Source organism: Paenibacillus aceris, from assembly GCF_017874035.1.
GTDB classification, from domain to species: Bacteria; Bacillota; Bacilli; order Paenibacillales; family NBRC-103111; genus Paenibacillus_E; species Paenibacillus_E aceris.
The window spans coordinates 101,760-122,836 of the sequence record NZ_JAGGKV010000004.1; the positions used below are offsets into that span (position 1 = coordinate 101,760).

The 21,077-nt window shown below is 46.1% G+C and carries 9 protein-coding genes; all 9 read right to left on the reverse strand.

Annotated features, from left to right (window positions below):
- Window positions 1–67: 67 nt before the first annotated feature.
- The 9 genes from J2Z65_RS09725 to J2Z65_RS09765 all read right to left on the reverse strand — a co-directional run bounded on the left by J2Z65_RS09725 (window position 68) and on the right by J2Z65_RS09765 (window position 20,983).
- On the reverse strand, window positions 68–1,633 hold the full coding sequence (locus J2Z65_RS09725; protein ID WP_167053225.1) for a response regulator transcription factor: 1,566 nt from the start codon (window positions 1,631–1,633) through the stop codon (window positions 68–70).
- Window positions 1,627–3,378 (reverse strand): sensor histidine kinase, encoded by a 1,752-nt coding sequence (locus J2Z65_RS09730; RefSeq protein ID WP_167053223.1) that lies wholly within the window; start codon window positions 3,376–3,378, stop codon window positions 1,627–1,629. Before J2Z65_RS09730 ends, J2Z65_RS09725 begins: the two co-directional genes overlap by 7 nt.
- A gap of 76 nt (window positions 3,379–3,454) precedes the next feature.
- Window positions 3,455–4,828: an ABC transporter substrate-binding protein gene (locus tag J2Z65_RS09735; RefSeq protein ID WP_167053221.1), complete on the reverse strand. Its 1,374-nt coding sequence runs from the start codon at window positions 4,826–4,828 to the stop codon at window positions 3,455–3,457.
- Window positions 4,829–4,854: 26 nt separating this feature from the next.
- Complete coding sequence (locus J2Z65_RS09740) at window positions 4,855–5,649, reverse strand: carbohydrate ABC transporter permease (RefSeq protein ID WP_240159534.1); 795 nt, start codon at window positions 5,647–5,649, stop codon at window positions 4,855–4,857.
- 64 nt (window positions 5,650–5,713) lie between these two features.
- Complete coding sequence (locus J2Z65_RS09745; RefSeq protein ID WP_167054345.1) at window positions 5,714–6,655, reverse strand: ABC transporter permease subunit; 942 nt, start codon at window positions 6,653–6,655, stop codon at window positions 5,714–5,716.
- A 187-nt stretch (window positions 6,656–6,842) separates the two neighbouring features.
- Complete coding sequence (locus tag J2Z65_RS09750) at window positions 6,843–7,865, reverse strand: S-layer homology domain-containing protein (protein WP_167053217.1); 1,023 nt, start codon at window positions 7,863–7,865, stop codon at window positions 6,843–6,845.
- 20 nt (window positions 7,866–7,885) lie between these two features.
- Window positions 7,886–12,019 carry a polysaccharide lyase family 8 super-sandwich domain-containing protein gene (locus J2Z65_RS09755; RefSeq protein ID WP_167053216.1) on the reverse strand — a complete coding sequence of 1,378 codons (4,134 nt, stop codon included), beginning with the start codon at window positions 12,017–12,019 and terminating at the stop codon, window positions 7,886–7,888.
- 104 nt (window positions 12,020–12,123) lie between these two features.
- Window positions 12,124–17,154: an Ig-like domain-containing protein gene (locus J2Z65_RS09760; protein ID WP_167053214.1), complete on the reverse strand. Its 5,031-nt coding sequence runs from the start codon at window positions 17,152–17,154 to the stop codon at window positions 12,124–12,126.
- A 313-nt stretch (window positions 17,155–17,467) separates the two neighbouring features.
- Window positions 17,468–20,983, reverse strand: coding sequence for an Ig-like domain-containing protein (locus J2Z65_RS09765; RefSeq protein WP_167053212.1), 3,516 nt, complete (start codon window positions 20,981–20,983; stop codon window positions 17,468–17,470).
- Window positions 20,984–21,077: the final 94 nt, after the last annotated feature.

Here is a 21,077-nt window from a genome sequence, read left to right on the forward strand (position 1 = left end):
TGTACACGCTTACATCTGACATCGTCCATATTTAATGAGGAAGCTGCCGCATTTTTCAATGAACAACTTATTTGTAATGCTTCGGACTAACCCCCACATACTTTTTAAATATTCTTGAAAAATACGTGCGTTCCATATAGCCCAGCTTCAGAGCTATCATTTCAATATTGTGCTGCTTCTCTTTTAACAAGCTGCAGGCAATTTTCATTTTGAAACGATGATAGTAATCAACGAAATTCACGCCTGTTTCTTGCTTGAAATACCGTGAGAAATAACTTGGATTCAAAAATAAGTAATCGGCGATATCCACCATGGATATATTTTCTGATAAATGATCGTTAATATAACGGTCGATTTGCTGCAATTTGGGCTTTTTGTCTATATTCGTATTGATTTTAGAGGCATGGAGCTCCATCAATTTATTATTCAGCAATTCAAGACTCTCTTTCAGCCGCTTACATCTCAGCAAGCAACTATGAAATGCTTCTTCACTGTTCTGCTTAGCTTCCAGTTCGATGAGGCGAATTCGGTTCGAGCATGCGGCAAGAAACATGCCTGACTCCAACCGTTCTTTACGAGCAAAAGCTTCTAACGCAAGAAGCGATTGAGTAATGTCACATGGATTAGACTCTCGAACGGCCACCGCGATCCGATCCCATTGTTCTTCTAGGGAATGAGTGACATTCCATAACGGTACTTCTAATGATTTCATCAGACCAAAGGTATCATCCTCATAGAAAGACGACTTCTGCCACTGCTTCATTGTCTTGTAATTTGCTCTTATGCCCTCCACTCCTTTAAAAGGAACCCCATAATGAAGGAACACATCCATCTTCAAATACTGCCTGATCAATTCCCGTAAAGACAATAAATAGTCCGTAAACAAAGTTGTCGTATTCAAGCTAAGGTTCGGCTGAAAATTGTATATACAAATCATTTGGCCTTCTTGATCTGAAAATAACGTCACCTGCTGCTGCGATTGCAAGGACAATTCATCGGCTATGTTCCCGGCAGCATATAACAGTAAATTCATATCTTCAAATTTGTACTGCTTATGGACGGAAGCCCTGTGAAAGGAGCCAATCGCCATAATAAAATGCGAATGCTCCCAGTTTATGCCTAATCGCTTCCCGTAGCTGAGCATCTCCATGGCCGAGGAGGATTTGAGAAGCTGTTGAAAGTACATCTGTTTGAGCAAATCTTTATTTTTAATCAAATCTTGTTTGTACACAATGTCCTCTACTTGATTTTTAGCCTCAGTTAACAATTGAATCGCTTTACGCAGACTCACGTCAAGCTGCTCAAGTGTTAATTCATCCTTTATCAAATAATCAACTGCATCCAATTGCACAGCTTTTCTGGCATAATGAAATTCTTCATGACAAGTTAAAAACACGACCTGCAGCTCCGGTTTGAGCGCTTTCATCTGAGCTACAAGCTCCAACCCATCCATTTGCGGCATGCCAATATCCGTAATAACCAGATCAAGAGGCGTTTCATGGAAAATCTGTATGGCACTTTCCCCTGAATGCGCAGTTGCAGCTAGCCGCAGCCCTAACGACTCCCATGAAATGAGTTTCGTTAAATATTTGATCATCGGGACATCATCATCTACCAACATGACATTCAACATGCAGATCCCCCCGTGTCTATTTTCTCTGTGAAGCCTAGTATAATGGTCAAGCCTCCCAGCTCGCTCTTTGCGCATCTCATTGACGAGCTGCTGCCATAGGTCATCTTGAGACGCTGAAGAACATTCCACAACCCTACTCGCTTATAAGATTGCCATGCTTCTGCATCCGGCGAGCTTTGCAGATCGGCATTGAGTTGGTCGATTTGCTCAGCACTCATTCCTAAACCGTTATCGGAAATATGAATTTCCACCCAGTCTTCTTGTTTTTCTGCGTGGATGTGTATCTTAGGCTGATCAACGGCTTTCTTAAAGCCATGCACAAACACATTTTCCACTAAAGGCTGAAGCAGCAGCTTCGGAAACTCCAAATTAGCGAGAACTGGCGGAAGATCAACGTCCAACTTAACTACAATATCAGTGCGCATTTGCATAATGTCCACATAGTGAAAAAGCAATTTGCATTCATTTTCCAGACTGGTTGGTTCATTAAACTTCATATAGGCCCTTAACAAGCTCATCAAAGAATTGATTTTTTGGCTATGAATCATCTCATTATCTAATGCTAAATTGCACTTAATCGAGTTAAGCGTATTCATCAGGAAATGGGGACGAATTTGTGAATAGAGCGCCTGAAGCTCCAATTCGCGCTTCTGCTCTTGCTCCTGCTCGTTTTCCACGATAAGCTGGTTGATTTGCTCCAGCATGATGTTCAGAGTTCTGCCTAGTTCTGAAATTTCATCTTTTCCGGTTTCTTCAAAACGAATCCGGCGATTGCCGTTACCAAATTGCTTAACCCCTGCTTGCAGCTTCCGAATAGGCCGGTGGAGCCGCTTTGCAACATACACCGAAATGAAGAAGAAGATGAGGAAAAAAGGAACCATCAGCAGCAAGGTAATAAAAAAGGTCTTCGTAATTTCACCGGTAACTTGTGAATCGGGCGTTTCACTTATGAGCCTCCAGCCTGAATATTGAATGGGGCTCTCGTTCCTTATATTATTTTTTACGGCAGCGTTGCTGGCATAAGAGACATCCCGGTTCCCTGCAATAAATTGACCTTCCGCATCAAAAAGAGCCAACTTCGAAGTACCCAGCTGAGCGAACGCTTTCATAAAATAGCGGTCAGGTATGGAAATAAACAAAGTTCCTAAAGGCTCAATATCGTTCGGAGATTTGATCACCCTTGCCAGCAGATAGGAGCTATTCGTTATTGAGGTTGCCCCCTGCGTTGGAACGGTCCCAAGCCATTGCATAATATTGGCCTTTGACATATTCACGCGCGTTTTGACGGTTTCGTATTGCTGCCTAATGTTTTCCGGATCAGACCCTTGAATCTCACTTGACTGAACGATAAATCCCGCTTGATTCGACACGTACATCAGAATATCCGGATTCATTGTTTTCAAATCAAATAGACCGAAAAAATCTTTAATTTGCGAATACGTTTCAAAATCACTGAAGCTTTCAATGCGCTTCATTTTCGCAAAGCTGCGCAGCTGCTTTCTCACACTTTCATCCTGAACAAAAAAGTTAGAAGCATACGTCATATCGTCAACTGTTTTGGAAATATCCTTCGCGATGACTGTAAGCACAGTTTGATTACTGAGAAAAATTTTCTCTTTCACATTTTTATGCGTAATCGAATAATTGAGAAAAGAGGCTACGACAGTCGGCAGCAAAATAAAGCAGAGAAATGAGATTTGAATGCGTCGATAAAAGGAAAATCGAAGTAGTGAGTTTATTCTCATAGGAACTCCTTTTTATTGCCTTCTGGAAGCTTGATTCTAGTTTATTTCTATCTTAGCATAATCGCTGTTAAACCCGTTATTTCGAATTTTGTTTGGCAATTTTGTCCGATTCATCCATCATCCACTTCTGAGCTTCCTCAGCCGTTGTGTTGTCGAGCATAAATTTGCTGAAGCCCTTTTCCAGCACTCCCTTCAATTGGTTGCCATAAGGAACGGAAACAGCAGGATCAAAGTTCGTTTTTACTTTTTTATCAAAGATCGTTGCTTGCAATGTCGTGACATCGATAATATCCGCCGCTTTGCCATACAAGCGCTCTACAATCGCTTTCGGGTCAGCCTTTTTATATCCGGACAGTTCGAGTCTTGCCTCTTGCTCTGTCGTCATATAACGAATGAAATCGTATGCTTCTTGCTTATGCTTGGAGTTGGAAGCAACAGCAACGTAAGATCCCCCGATATTCGTTATGCCTAGTTCTCCATTTTTGGATGAGCGAGGCAGCGGTGCAATGACGGATTTAAACGTGTGCGGATACTTCTCTTTGTTCATCACATTATCCAACATGAATGGCGCCGTAGCCAGCATAGCTGCTTTCCCGTTCAAATATTCCGTTATGTAGCTTAGCTTAGCTCCAACAACATCAGCCAGAGGTTTAGCGGACTTATCGTCTTTCTCCATAGCGCGACGCAGATTAAAGAAATAAGCAAAGGAAGGATCATTAAAGCCAGGCTTCAGATCGGTGGTCAAGTAAGGGCTCTTGAGATCCGAATACGCAATCAGGTTCGTATACTCGCCCCATGTGTGAAAGTATGCGCCGTATCGTTTATCGTTCCCATCGCCTTTCGATAGTTTTTTCGCGTACTCCCGGAAATCATCCCATGTCCAATCGAAGGATGGCAGCGAGAGATTGGCTTCTTTCAGCGCATCCTCATTGATCAAAACAAAATAAGGGCTTGAAGTTAGCATCGTTGCGTAATATTTCCCATTCGCTTTAGGATTGATGTAATAGTCCTCTTCCGGGTTTACATTCCCATTGGCATAAAACTCATCTAGCGGAGCAAGGACACCGGCTGAAGCTCTTGCTAACGTTTCATCGATATTCCCATACTCAAGGACATCGACCTCTTCTCCGGAAGACATCAAGACATCCATTTTTTTCATGCTTTCAACGGAATTCCCAGGCACTAGGGATACATTCTGTACCGTAACGTTCGGATATTTGGCATGAAAAGCATCGATCATCTTTTGACGTGCGATTTGATTGGATTCATTATCCCATGTGTAAAATTTAAGTGTTACAGGCTTTGCAGCCGTTTGTGCCGCAGCTGGGGCCGCGCCTGTTGCTGCAGCCTCAGATCTTGCGCTTCCTTTATCCGAACCTGAGCTGCATGCGCTTAAAATCGACATCGTCAATAATGCGCCGCCAAGTAAAACTGCACTTCTTTTATTCATGTGACATCCCCCAATTGGTCGAATTATTAGCCTTTTACTCCGCCTAGCGAAATTCCTTTGATCACTTGCTTTTGCAAAATAATGAAAATCAGAAATAAAGGGAAAATGGCAGCAACAGAGGCCATCATCAATACCGCATAATTGTCGGCGAACTCATTTTTAAAAAGCTGCAAGCCCAGCGGAATCGGATATAACTGTTTGGAAATTAGAAAAATCAGCGGATTCTGGTAATCGTTCCAGACCCAAATAAATTTGATAATGGCCACTGTCGCCAGAATGGGTTTGGATAGAGGCATGATGATTTGCAAATACATTCTAACATATCCCGCTCCGTCTATTTTGGCCGCTTCAAGATATTCACTATGAATGGAAGCCATGAATTGTCTAAGCAGGAATGTAAAATAAATGGTCGAAAACATCCCCATCAGCATTAATCCGGCATGGGTATTGTACAAGTGCAACCACTTGAGCAGCAAGTAACGAGGCACAAGCGTAGATTCCGAAGGAATAATCATCAAGGAAAGTAAAATGGCAAATGCCATATTCCGGCCACGGAATTGTAATTTCGTAAACGCAAAAGCTGCCATAGATGAGAAAATTAACGTCGCCAGCGTAATCATAAGTGCCAGCTTTAATGAATTATAATAAAACAAAGTGAACGGCACGCTGCCAAACCAAACTTCCCTAAAGTTGTTGACAAGGTTCCACTTGGTTGGAATCCACTGAATAGGGAATACCATGACATCCTTCTCGTACTTAGCGGCTGCCGAGAGCATCCAAAGCAGCGGTAAGAGGAATATCAACGAAAACAATCCCATCATCAACGTGGTTATCCACTTTGAAACATCTGATTTTTTCTGCAACAAACAGGTCCTCTCCCTTCTGCTACTCGTAAGCGGAGTGCTTCTGTAGTCTGTAAGTAATCAAAGTGACGCCTCCAATAATCAAGAATAGCGCCCAAGAAATTGCTGATGCGTAGCCCATCCTGAAGTTCTGGAAGCCTTCCTCATAGATCCGGTACACAAGCACGGTTGATGAATCGTTCGGCCCTCCGCCCGTTAGAAAAGCGATTAAATCAAATACCTTAAAGGATGACATCAGTGTCGTAATAAACAAGAAGGATGTGGTTGGCGCAAGCAACGGGAATGTAATTCGGAAAAATTGCTGAAAGGACGAAGCGCCGTCCATATTCGCAGCCTCATACAGCTCATCCGGGATAGTCGTCAATCCGGCAATAAAGATAATGATTTGATAGCCAAGCGCAGCCCAGATGGCGATAATCATGATGGATGTTAGCGAGAAGTGCGTATCTGCCAGCCATTTGGGAGGAGTCGTGATCCCCATACGGACCAAGAACTGATTAATCGGACCTAAAGATGGATGATACAAAGCGCTCCATATCGCACCCAGCGCCGTTATTGAAGAAATATACGGAATAAAAAAAGCAATTTTAAAGTAACTTTGGCCAAACACTCTGGCATGTATAAGAAACGACAAAATCAAAGCTAGAGAAAGTCCGATAGGCACTGTAATTGCCGTATAAGTTAAGTTGTTCTTCAAGGCCGTATAAAACTTATCATCCTCAAAGAGCAGCTTAAAGTTATCGAGTCCCACTACCTTTATACTAGCTAGCCCTCCAACTAAATTCCATTGGCAAAAGCTTAAAAACAAGGAGAATAAGACCGGAAATACGCCAAGCACCAGTATACAAAGGTATACGGGCGAAAGAAATAACCATCCCGCGAACGCTTCTTTTCTCGTCTGGTTCCAAAAAGCTCTTCGCTTTGACGAGGATGAAGTTAACGCGACTCTTTCTGTTTGATCGATCAATGTGCCGATCACCTCTCTATCGAGTTGTTTGTATAGATCTACTATATAGCTTTTTCAATTTCACATATGAATCTGATATTTACTGATTTGTGTACTATTTTTACATTTGTCACCCAATAAATGAAAAAGATTGCCAACCACCTGGCCAGTGGGCCAAGCAGAGGCAATCTTTTAAAACTACAGACTATTTAGCATCTATTCCAGACAATAAACGCTTGAGCACAACGACCGCTTCAGCCCTTGTCGCGTGTTCCTGCGGAGCAAATTCTTGCTCTGTCCGGCCATTCATTAACCCGGAACCGACGGCGAGTCCGACAACCTTTTTCGCCCAATCGCTGACTGCACCTTCATCACTGAACTGGATTGACGTGCTTGCCGTCATGTCTTCCACTTTCGTTCCCGTAGCCTGTGCCTTCGCTCTCATGAGCATCGCTGTCATTTCTTCACGGGTAATGTTCGTTTCCGGGGCAAACGCATCATCGGAAACTCCGTTGATCAGTCCTGCTGCGAATGCTTTCTTCACGGTGTCCTCATACCAGGAGCCGGCAGCAACGTCAGCAAACGGATTTTGTCCAGCGCCGTCCTTAAGGTTCAATGCTTTGGAAAGCAAGGTTGCAAACTGTGCTCTTGTTACATTCGAATCCGGCGCGAAGTGATCGTCGTCCATCCCTTCCACAATGTTTTTGCTGACCATCAGCATAACATCCGATTTGGCCCAGTGGCCGGCAAGATCACTGAAGATTTTGGTGAATTCAGCGGAATTAGTGAGCGCAATGGACTGACTTTTCAAATTATGATCCACGATTTTCATCGAAGTCCATGTAATATTGGAAGTCCCTACTTTTTTTGCCTTAAAAGTAATCGTCCCTATGTCCACATTCCCGTTCTCGCCATCCACTTTGCCAATCTTGGTATGCGCAAATATGACTTCATTATTCTTCACTATGGGAGAAACCGAGAAGCCTTCTATCTTCGTTTCTGCTTTAACGACGTCAAACTTGCTGGCATCGAAGGAGAATTTCGCTTCATAAGCATATAAATCCTGGATATTTTCCCCTTGCAAAGTAACGGTAAATTCACCCGTTGATTCGGTATCCGAAGTCTTCATCACAAATTGGGAAGCGTCCTCCGCATAAGCAGGAGCTATTAAGGCTAAAGAACAGCATAGATTGCACACTAATGCACCAAGTATGATTTTTCGTTTCATCCTTCTCCACCTTCTCGTCTTTACTGAATCATTTTCGCCGCAACAAAAGCAAGATCGCTAATGTCAATTTTGTCGTCGCCATTCATGTCCGCCTTCTTCGCTTGCTGCCAATCCGGACTGCTCGCATCTTTCCCGTAATTGGCTGCTACGATGGCCAAATCGCCGATCGTTACTTTCATGTCGTTCGTTAGGTCGCCAGGAATGCCGGGAATCGGTGCTAGAATCGCTACGCTGAAGTTAGAAGCTGCTGCTTGAACTTCTCCCCCTTGCGCATCGCCTAGAACCGCCTGAGACACCGCGATGGTTCCGGTCATATTTTGCTCGAAAACTTTGGCTTTAAAGGTCAACTCCACCACTTGCGCGCTGCTGTTAACCGCATGGGCTGTGCCTTGGCTGACAATGATCAATCTCAGCTTACCTGGCGATTGCTTAATCGGATCTAGGATGGAGACACCGTCAATCATCGACTTTGCAGAAACGAAGTCCATCGTATTCGCGTCATAATCAATGGTGATATCCTGCGCCAATGCCGCTTGTGTCAAGTTTTTCAAACCGAAAGCAACCTTGAACGACTCTCCGGTCGCTACCGTGCTGCTGCCTGTAAGCTCCGTGGAGAGCACGGTTGGTGAAGCCGCAATGTTGATGGTTACCGTTGCTGTATTGGATTCCGTTATACCGTCGCTTACGCGGAAGGTGAAGGTGTCAGTGCCTGTCACTCCCAGAGCAGGGGTATATGTGAATGCTCCTGTTGCAGAATTCGTCACCACTGCCGTTCCTTTCGCACCACCTTCTGCAATGGCGTACGTAAGCTCATCTTCATCCTCATCGCTAGCGCTGAGTGTACCCGTGACCGGTGCATTCTCCGTAGTCGTTACCTGCATTCCCATTGCTACCGGTGCATGGTTATCAGAACTTCTTAGAGTAACCTCAAGAACAGGTCGATAAGATGCCGTTGCATGCTCTTTGGATGCGTAAGATACGTCGCCCTTTGCTCCTTGATTCGAGGTGGAAGCAATCAACAGTGACATTTTCTTATCTGCGGCAAGCGCTCCATTCACTTGATTCGTTACATCAAACGTTACAGGAGCATAGGCTGTTGTAACGGCCCAAGTCGCAAATGCCGCACCTCCGGCAGGCTTATTATTCCAATTAACAGCTGTCTCTCCCCAGCTGTTATCATTCACAAGCTGAGCCTGATTCGTTGTGCCGGCCATACTTACTCCAACCGGAACGAGTGTAACTTTAGCACTCTCAATCGTTCCTGAAACAGAGTCAAGATTGAATCTCAAGAAAGATTGCCGGGCGTAACCTGCAGCATCCTGCTTTGTCACCAAAGTGTCTGCTGTCCCATAGTTCGTGCTGGCATATGTGCCGTCCCGGACATACACATCTGCTTCTGGCAAAAGCGTAACGATTGGAATCGGTATAGAGAATAATTCATTGGAACTGTCGCTCATACCTGCTGCATTGGTTGCCGATACAGCAAAATAATATTTTTTCCCAATGCTCAATCCCGTAACGGCAAATTGATTGGCGACGCTCACACTGCTAATATCAACCGTATGCGTATAGGTTCCCGGAGACGTGCCATACTTCACACGGTATCCGGTTGCCCCTTGAACTCCCGTCCAAGATAACATGACTTGCGAAGCACCGCCTTCTGCGCTTGACAATACAGGTGCATCCGGCTTGGAAGTCGTCACCAAATTGAAGTTGGCCGCAAACGACTTACCAAATGCTCCATTTGTATGCACGACCATCTTGATCGTCGGGCTGAACTGGGTGACCGTAATTCCGGGATCGAGAGAAACGACGCCGGTTGCGCTGCGGTTTATTTCAACCTGAATCGTTCCTGTGTTCGCTTTTGTAGGATCAGAAATCCCAATATGGATTTGCCCGTTCGTTTCAAGCGTTGTGACTGACGCTTTTTTATCGCTTGTGATGAATGGTTCATTGTTTGCATACACAGATTTGGTTACATCATTCCAGAAGTTAACTCCTGCCGCATGCAGAGCAGTATCCATCACCGCATGGGCATCGGTTGAATTCTCGAGAATTTGAATATCCGGGTTAGCCGCATAGCTCGCTGTTGCCGCCGCATCTTTGCCCGGCAGCACGACGTAAGCATAGGAAGCATTCGCAGGAGACTTGCCATGATTGAACGCGAGGCTCAGAAATGGATTCATCACTTGATCCGTACTTCCCCCCGTGTTCACCTGCTTCCACGTGCCTGTTCTGGACTCCCTTAGTCCGCTAATGGATGCAGTACCAGGGAAATAATAGCCGATATCGGAACCTGGAACGCTTCCGGCCAGATACGCCCAATGCACATTTGTCATTTGTTCCGACCATCCGAGCCCGTTTGGCTTGGTCACGCCGTCTACGGTTAACGCGTTGTCGCCGTTTTCATTTAATTTACGGTTTTCAACAATGGTCTCAACCGTGCGTGCGGCATCTGTACTTCCAATACCGGAACCGAGGGCGACGATTTGATCACCGAACATGAACCATGACTTTTTACCTTGCAAGGCACTTCCTGTAAGTTGAGAAAGCGAAAACTGCATTCCTGCGGAACCATATACTTGATCGACAGACGAGCCGCCAACCCATGTGTTCGGGTTCGAATAATTTTTCCAGTCAACAGGCGTTCCACTGCCGGAACCATCCGTTGTTGTGCCAGGCAGACGATACATATTGACAGTAGCCCAGTAATTACCGCTGTACTGCTTCAAGTCATTATTGTACAGAGTCGTCATGCCGGCTCCCGTAAACCACCCTTTGATATTTTCGCCATTGCCATATTCAAAAGCAGAAACACGAGGCGAAAACATACTGATCCCAAGTCCAAAATGTTCCCGAAGCTGGGAAACGCGGTCCATTCCCGGAAATTGATAGTGACCCACCAGCTTGCCTTGGGGAGTGATCGCCCGGTCACTCATCAGCCTTTTGCCGAGGATCATTTCGAACATGCCCGCTCCGGTATAATAGTTGGCGAAGGTTGTATCGGTTGAGATCCATTCCTTCACCATCCGCTTGATCTTTGTCGATTGTTCAGGCGGTGCTCCTTCTGCCAGACGAAGCATACTAAGGATGATGGACCGTCCCGTTGTATGATCATTGCCGCTTTGCCGCGATATTCCCCGTCCTTTCAAGTTGTCCATGCTCGCCCCCATATAAATAAGCGGCTTGTAAGACTCCTCTACCCATCTGTACACATTGGCTACATTCGGGTCCGTAATACGCCATGTAGATCCGCTCAACAAGTAAAGCAGATCCGCCATTCTTCCGAGCAGCACATCTCCGTAACCACCTGTGTAGGCAACATAAGTATGCTGAATAAAAGAGCCATCCTCGTAAAAACCATCTCCGCTTTTCACATATAGAAACGCTGGGCTCATCGAGTCCCTGCCTAGTGTAATTTTGGCGCTCGATTTGCCGATAACGCCGCGAAGAGCAACTACATAAGCTTTATCAAGTAAATTCGCTCCTGTTTCCACTACCGAACTAACCGTTCGTATAGCGGGATTAGGAACAAAACGGTCAATAGCCCGCATGTAATTATCAATTTGAGCCTGAGTCAAATCATCGTACATAAGCACTAGCGTACTATTGACGAGCTGAGGCGTTCCAATTTCCCAGTCCCACCAATTGTCATATTCACTTTTTGATTCTTTGTAGCGGTTGGCATAGGCCCAGTCCAAACCGCTGATGAGATCATTTTTGAGATTTTCATTGTGATATAAGGGAGAGCCTATCGTAGAATAGGCAATCGCCATTTGGTTCAAACGGGTAAAATGCGATGAAACCTCGGCGGACTTCGTCGTACTTTGCAAATCTGCCCATAAAAAAGTTCTGTTTGCCGCTTTGTTCATCGTATCCCAGTACCCGGTTAGATTGGCATTGCTCACGTTATCGCTCTTAAATTTGATGTTCGCTGAGATATCCGGATCATTCGGATCGTAGGTGTCTCCTCCTGTTAAATAAGTGAACATTTTACCTCGAAGCACATCGTATTCATCTACAGACCCTGATGCCGCTGATGCAACAGGCGAACATGGAATTACATAGATCATAACGAGCAGAGTTAGAAGTAGGTGAAAGGAAATTCTTTTTATAGACGGAAGCTGCTTCGATGTACCTTTATCTTGTCTCATGAATACCTCCTTAAGGCTGATTCTGTCCGTTCATTCAACTAGTCATCACATCGGCTAAACGTTTAAAAAAGAGGGGGGAGCCGCCTGCACTCCCCCCTTTTGCTTTACTCAATAATTTTAGCCGCTACAAAAGCAAGGTCATTAATGTCAATCACATTGTCGCCAGTAACATCCGCTTTCTTCGCCTGCTGCCAATCCGGACTGCTCGCATCTTTGCCGTAATTAGCCGCGACGATAGCCAAATCGCCGATTGTTACTTTCATATCGTTTGTAAGGTCGCCAGGAATGCCAGGAGTTGGAGCAATAATCGCTACGCTGAAACTGGAAGCTGCCGCTTCTGCTTCCCCACCTTGAGCATCCCCAAGAACCGCTTTGGACACGGTGATGGTTCCCGTCGTATTTTGCGCGAAAACTTTGGCTTTAAAAGTCAACTCTACAACTTGCGCGTTGCTGTTAACCGCATGGGCTGTTCCTTGACTGACAATGATCAGTCTTAGCTTACCTGTTGATTGCGTAATCGGCTCCAGAATGGAGACACCGTCAATCACCGATTTTGCAGAAACGAATTCCAACGTATTCGCGACATAGTCAATGGTGATATCCTGCGCCAGTGCCGCTTGTGACAAGTTCTTCAAACCGAAAGTAACCTTGAATGTTTCTCCGGTCCCTACTGAGTTGCTGCCTGTAAGCTCTGTTGACAGCTCCTTGGTCGGTGAAGCCGCAATGTTGACCGTAATTACAGTCGCATCGGAATCAGCAATCCCGTCGTTTGCCTTGAAGGTAAACGTGTCTGTGCCTGTTGCGCCTGCATTCGGCGTATACGTAAACGCTCCTGTTGCCGGATCTGTAATGACGACTGTCCCTTTCGTACCGGCTTGTGCAATGGAATACGTAAGAGCATCCCCATCAAAACGGCTAACCGCCAGATTGCCGCTATATACAGCACCTTGAACTGTGTTCACAATTGCACTTACAGCTGTAGGGTTCTCATATAACGAAAGTGAAAAATCATCAATATAAGCCACTTTGCCGTCATTGCTTGCATTTGTATTTTTCCATGAGTAGATATTAGCTGATGTATTCGTGGCACCTGTTTTGAAAATGATTTTACCCTCTGAATAATTCAATGTGCTTATCGATTTAGAAATCTGTGTACCGCCATAATTTTTGACGCCGATACTTTGGGTATTTCCGGCATCCATAACTTTGATCCAACCTCTAGCGACATAATTCGTATTCGGTGTCAATCCGCTCACCACTTGTTCAGCACCTGAATTATTGCTTACAAACTTTACGGCATTGCTGCCGGAGTGTACATTGGCCGGTTCGCTGACGATTGTAGCGCCAGTCCCATAGAATGAAGTCCAACCGGGAGGAGGCGTGGTTGTACCCGCTTCGAAACCACCGTTTTGCAGCAGATTGGACTGTGCAATGGCTATAGTTACTGTGCCAACATTAGAATCCAACAAGCCGTCCGACGCTTTGAACGTAAAGCTATCGTTCCCGGTCGCACCAGGATTAGGCGTGTAGACGAACTCACCCGTATTGCTGTCTATAAGCTGAACAGTACCCAGTGCCCCATTACTCACGATTGAAAAATGAATCTGATCGCCATCGGGGTCGCTTGCAGACAGTCTGCCTGTTACCGGGCGGTCAATTTTCACGCTATATTTCGCATTCGTGATCAATGGACGGTGATTTACTCCTGTTGTATCGCCCTGGTATTCGAAAGCTCCAACGTCCGCAAATCCTTTATACAACGGATTACCTTTATAATCTTTCCCGCCATTATTGCTTATCGATTTCCCTGCATCAATTGCAGGCGAGTCTGATTGAAGTTCATAAGCATTTGCGCTCAGCAGCCCTGATCCCGCTCCGCCTGGACTTACAAACTTCGGATCAGCCGTAACTTTGTTAGCATCGCTAGGTTCATTCGCTGGATGAACGCCTCCCGCCTCATAGAACACATTGTTGCTGAATAAAGCATTGCTCCAGCTGTTGTTCAACCAATTCGTAGGTGTCGCCGGGTTTGTATTATAGAAAATATTATTATAGAAGCTATACCCGCTCTTCACCGTGTTGCCGGAACCCATGATCTGGTTTTTACTGCCGTCATAATAGAACACGTTATTATAAATGGAACCTGTCGTCTTCTCGTCAAAAGCAAAGTGACGGAAAATAATACCGTCGTTCTGGCTGACGTTGTATCGCAAGACATCGTTTTCATTCGTGCCCATGAGGAGCATAAAGCCCATCGGATTATCATGGCTGTAATTGTACTGATACACGGTATTGATCAGGAATTCGTCAAAGTCAAAAGCGCAGCCGTCTTGATTATTCGCAGGTCCTCCCGTAACCTCGTTATATTGAATAAGAGTGTTCTTGGCGACCGCCAGCCAAATCCCTGCAATGGCGTTGCTGCTCGCCACTCGAGTTCCGAATTTGTTCAGGTAGTTGTATTCCAGTACGGCACCATCAGTATCGCGTAAAATAATGCCGTCTCCGCCCACATCTTCCATGGTGTTGTGAGCAATATAGAAGCCTGTGTTCCAATTGCCATATTTAAATGTAGCCGTTGTAGAGAATGAATCGTCGCCTACATAGTTCGTATGAGCCGCAACGCGAATAGCCACGCGATCAACTTTACGAATCGTATTGTTTTCAACCTTTACATCATTGAATCTGGCCGCTGTAGCTTGACTTAAGGAAGCCGTTCCTTTCACGACACCGATAATTCCGCCGTTTTCTTTAGGGCCAGCGTTGTTATTCCCGTCAATATCATGCACATAGCAGTTTCGGATATAAATGTGGTTATACACCCGATCGCTTTCATTAGCATCGATGGTAAAAAAGATACCCGCTCTAAGCGCAGCAGAATCGTTGTTCTCGATCAGAAAATTGTCATCGTTCGTTACTTCTAGATTGTTGAGTTCCCAATATTCCTGATTTTTTAGAAAAACAGCTCCCGTATTGTATGTCGTTGTTGAATTGTAGATCGTATTATCGAAATTATTCCCCTTCCCGTTGATGAGGGGCTTGCTGCCTGTGCCATATTGGTCGATGATGATCGGGCTGCCATCTGCTCCCGAACCTTTCGGCCATAATTGACCGTCCCATGAATCGCCCGCTTTCAACAAAATCTTGTCGCCAGGGATAAACGTCGTGCTGCTCACTTTATTCAGTGTTTTCCATGGTGAGGCTTCACTCAGTCCATCATTCGCGTCATCTCCTGAAGTCGAGCTGACATAGAAGGTATGGCTTCCCTGCCCCGAAATTAGGATGTTCGTTTGACCGACGACACCGCTGCCGTCTTGAGCCGTTGCTTTTACGGTCACTGTACCGTTTGAAACGGCAGTCAATAGGCCAGTGCTGCTGATCGATGTACTACCCGTCCCATTTTCTACTGTCCAGGCCACGTTATTGGTTGCCGCTCCTCCAGGTTGAGCGGTCGCTCCCATTTGAAGCTGTCCTCCCCTGGAAGTTATCGCTGCTGCTCCGCCTGCTCCTGTCACTGTCAGAGATGTCATCTTGACATCGAACGTGAGCTGCAGAATATTACTTTTCACACCGCTAGAGTCATTGGATGTTGCTTGAATTTGAACCGTACCGGCTTTCACCGGGGTAAGAACACCTGTGTTCGAAATCGTGGCGACGTCTGCCCCTTGCACAATAGCCCATGTGACGGTCGGATCTGCCGTGTTAACAGGTATGACCGAAGCGCTGAGCGTAACAGGATCAAGTGTCGTAAAGCTTGTTGCTCCCGATGGTGCTTGTATCGTTATGCCTGTTGCTTTTACGGTTTGTCCTGTGATCGTGACTAAAGCGCTATTGGAAATTTCCGGCTTAACAGTCGAGGTGGCTGTTACTTTAACAGTCCCATTTCCTTTTGCCGACAATAAACCCGTTGCCGAAATCTCGGCTTTGTCCGTTGGCGTACCATCTGTATTTTCCACTTTCCATGTAACCATCGTAGGTGCGCCGGCAGGATTTACAGTTGATGTCATTTGCAATGTTCCTGCATCTGTTGTAATGTCCGCTGCTCCGCCCTGACCCGATACCGTTAATCCTTGTAAATCTGCCGTCGTTACGGGTATGGATAATGTGGTCGAAAGACTCGTTCCAAGCTGTGTGGTTTTAATATCATCATAATAAGTTAAGGTATTATTAGGCGCCCAATTCCCAAGCAAAGCGACATACTGGTATTTGGTTTCCTTCGTTGTCGTTCCAACCAGCGTCCCGTCAACATACATTTTGGCATCTGTACCCGATGTTAGGTCCCATTTAAACTCATGCCAAGCCGGCGCTGTTCCTCTAGATACCGGTGTAGCCGAAAAAGATGAGTTCATAAGCCTCGATACGAAATTCGTACTCGATCCCGTTGCGCCATCCCAGTGTTCCCCAAGGATTAACCCATTGGTTACATCTACTGCCCCAACAGGGGAACTTGTCGTAACTTTGCTTCCCACCCAAATATTATTTCGTGATTGGCCGGCAGGAGATCCATTATAAAACCACGCTGTTACCGTACCATTCAACGCTGCTCCCATATCTACTCTTTCAGTATTATTTGCGGTACCCGTGCGATTAGCGCTATATGTTCCGCTGTGTGTTGGAACACCCGCCCCTTTGCTTGCAACTACGGATGTATTTGTCGTGTTTGCGGCAGGATCATAACTAAAACTGCCTAGATTCCCGTTTTCAAAGCCTTCAAAGTACTTCACATCCAGATACTTCACATCAGCTTTAACATCCAGAGGAACATTACCCGCAGAACCATCGTAAGTCAAAATGCCTGTTGCGTCATTGATCGTTACGCCCTGAACCGTCGATGAATAATGAACGCTGCTCAGCAGAGGATCCGTTGAGTTGGAAGCCGTCGTTTTCTTCAACTCGATATCAGATCCGTCGCTTAGATGTGCCATTACTTTTAACTGCACTTGCTCGCCCAGCAGCGCGATCTGCGATTTATCAGCAACCACATAGGTACTGACTACAGTGGGTATGGCCGATGGCGATGGAATGACTGCCGCATAGGCTGTGTGGCTGCTTCCGATGGGCAAATTAACCACATTCACAACCAAGAGCGAAACCACACCGAAAGACACAGTGCGTTTAAACGTTTTAATAAATTGCATTGTACACGGCTCCTTTGTATCGTATGAGAAGCTATAGCCTACCAATATGATACAATACGTATTAGCCAATTCATGTGCATAATCTTTACTTTTTCGTTTAAATTCTTTACTTCATTACTACTAGATAGCGGGTGGTTTACGATCTACGAAATAAACCTCTAATCTTCATTTCGACAAAATATTCGTTCAGGTAGTTTTCCGTAGAAATTCGACACATTTTGTATCATCCATCTTACACCGCACCGCACAAGTTGAAGCTGTTGATGTAGAAGGAGATCGGAGAAGCACCCTTCTCCGATCTCCTCATCTTCTGTTACTCTAAGATTTTCGCTGCAATTGCTGCGAGATCACTGATGTCAATGCTGCCATCACCGGTTACATCCGCCGCCTTCACTTCCTGCCAATCTGCGCTGGATGTCGTTTTACCGTAATGAGCAGCTGCAAAAGCAAGGTCACCGATACTTATTTTACCGTCATGGTTAATATCACCTTGGACACCTACGGTAATATTTACCCCTACAGTCGATAAAGCTGCTGTCGTCTCCACACCTGTCCCGTCAGCCAGCGTTGCGCTTGACACATTGATCACTGCGTTTGCCGATTGCGAGATAGACTTTGCTCTGAAAGTTACCTCAAGCATTTGTGCATCGCCTGTAACGGCGTTCCCAGAGCCTTGGCTGGCCAGAATAAACCGCAATTGGCCTGCCGTATTCTTCGTCTCTACAAGGCTTACTTTATCCTTGACGGACTTGACCGACACGAAGTCCACTAGGTTCGCATCGTAACTCAACACAAGATCCTGTGCATATACCTGACTCGTTACATTGCCTAGTCCTAAGCGTACAACGAAGTCACTGCCTGCATGGACAGAAGAGACACTGCTAAGTGTTGTCTCCGCACTTGAAGGCACCGCTGCTTCCACAGTCACTTGGCTAGTCGCCTGAATGGCGCCGTCGACACTCGTGGCTGTAATCGTGGCCGTCCCTGCCTTCAGTCCGGTTACAATTCCCTTACCTCCTACGCTCTCTACGCTTGCTACCGTAGAATCGCTGCTGCTCCAAGTCACGTTCTTGTTACTCGCATTCGCTGGCAGTACAGTAGCTGTCAACGCAGTCGTCTGCCCCTGTTTGACCCTTACAGCAGATTTGTCGAGCTCCAAACCCGTCACAGGAATCTGCACAGCTGTATCTTCGCGCATTGCACTCTTCAGATTCGGCAGCGTTTCTCCGCCCTGAGCGTTGGCAACTACGGCTGTTTCCAGCGCTGCTGACGCATTCTCTCCTTGCTGTGTCACTTGAAGCTTCAGCAAAGCAGCATCCGGCGTTATGCCGTTCTCTGCGTTCAGCACGATTCTCGTGCGTCCGTTCGCCGATTCACTTCGAAGCACCGTGACACCCTCTTGAACAGGTTCTACCGCTGTTACATTCAAACCGTCCGTCGCAACCACGACGTCCATTGCTTTCGCAGCCGATGGCAAACTGCTAAGGGCTAACTCATAATGCTTGAGCTGCTGCGTTGCTGGAGCTACCACTTTGGTCAGCTGTAAATTTGGCGCGTCCGCTTTATTCTGATCTTTTTGCGCGACGAACATCCCGTTAATCACTTGAGAATCGCCGATTGTTCCGTTGATGCCTAACGCCTTTAATATCGTGGCAGACAAATCTTTCGTCGTTCCTCCCTGTAAAATCTTCTCTTTGCCCGTATCCGTAGCAACCGTTCTGCCGTTAGCCGCAAAGAAAATCGTTGTCGCTAGCGGAGAGTCTTGACCGTGCGAAGTAGCGCTGCCCAGCGTTGTATTCGCATTCTCCGTCCCTCCGCCGTGATCTGGAAGCATGAGAATGAGCGTATCGTCCAACAGGTTTTTATCACGAAGCGAGTTTACGATTGTGCCTACATTTAGATCCGTCTTCGTCAACTGCTCGTAATACTTCTTCGTATAGAAGCCGTAAGTGTGACCCGCATGGTCCATATCGTCTAATTGGATGAACATCATCGACGTATCCAGTGCTTTTCCGCTAGCCACATATTGAGCAAAGGCAGCAGCATCGACTTCGTCGCCTCCCGTCCCGATCTCAACACCGACTGACGGTTCAATATGACCATCCACAATATTTTTCCATGTGGCAAAAGCCATCAGCTTCTTGTTTGGCAGTGCTTCTCTCACCTTCTTAAAGACAGAAGGATATGGTGAGGTTTCCGAATAATAATACATTCCGCTGTCGGGATTATCGATCTGATGCTTGCTAAAGTCTACGCCGTTTAGCATCGCCCCCCAGTTTGGCGACGAGCTTGAAGGCAGCGTTGTTTTGGCCGTATAGCTTGCCGCACCTTTTTCAATCAGACTTCGCAGGTTAGGCGCAATTTGCCGGCTCCCGACTTGCTCCTTCAAAGAACTTGGCGTCTCCCAGTACGGCGCATTGGGCATCACGGACAAGCCTCCGCCGTCCATCCCGATAACGACAACCCTTTTATAGGGAACATACTGCGCATTTGCAGCAATACGGTTCAGCAGATCGGTCGAATTGCCCTGCGCAAGCGCCAGGTCGCCTACCGTGACAACGCCGTCCTTATTCAAATCCTCTGCCGCTTTCGGATGGATTTGAACCGTTTCAGGCTGCGAATTAAACGCTTCATTTACTAATTTGGTTGTGCCTGTATAGAATTCTGCCTTGCTCACTTGAATTTGTCCTTGTCCGGAAGCTGCTTTCGCTTTAAAAAACACTTCGGAAATTCTCGATTTGCTGTATTCTAGCGGATTTGTTTGGCCGTATACGATGCCTCCCGGAATTTCTAATTTCACGATGCCAGGTGTCGACGTATCCGCAGATACCGCTTTCGTTGCACTTACGAATTCGAACAAGCTGCTGTCATAGGCGAGTTCGATAACGGATTTATCCACCGCCGTACTCATGGTCGGCGTACGAAGATCTAAGTTGACTCGGAATGTACTCCCCTGCACCGCATGCTCAGCACCGATTAAATTCAAAGAACCTTTGAAATTATCATTTTGCTGCACCGGAGGCGCACTATTAAACATGTCCCCGACTTCCTGTGCAGTTACAGCCCGTTTGATGATCTGCATCTCATCCACTTGCATATCAAACGTATTCACTGCGTATGCTCCCGTACCATCATTGCCGATCATCGTGGCTAGTCCGGAATCAATCGTTCCCGTTCTACCGGCAATATTCATACTATTCGTTATGCCTTGGTACAAGCTGCCGTTTTTCACGGAAACCACGACGGGAGCTCCATCTTTATAGAAATCTGCCCGTCCGGTTGTTCGATCATGAGAAACAACAATGTGATGCCATTTTCCATCAGCTACGTTCGGAATTTCGGCATCCGCCCGGGAGCTGCCCTGTGTGTTATAATTCCATTTCAAGCTATTATTCGACTGTAGCGCTAATACATAGCCAACATTGGCACCGTTTGCCCAGTTTTTGTTCGAAATAACCGGCGGATCGCTCGCTACACCAGGCGACTTCACCCAAAATGCCAACGTAAAGTTAGTGTTCGTGCCAAACTGAAGATTCGCTGGTTTACCCAAATTCAAATATTGCCTGTTCGCACTCGTTGAGTTGAGGTTGAGCGCCTTCCCATCTCTTCCCGGCACATAAGTCGGATTCCCTACGGCCGTAACACTGGTTGCATTTGCGGAGCTGTCGACAGCATTGTCTTCATACTTCATCTGAAGCGCGTAATCCGAAGCAGCGACTGCGGCATAGGCGGTTTGCGCCATAAACGGCAGCGTAACCGATAAACCTGAAGTTGCTAAGAGTGTAGCTGTTAGCGTAGAAATGAAAACTTGCTTAAACGTAACTTTCACTTGGACATCCTCCCGAGATAAAATTAATTCCTTGCCATAGCCCTTTACAAAACCAAAACAATATAAACACACACAATAACAACCAGTTACTCTG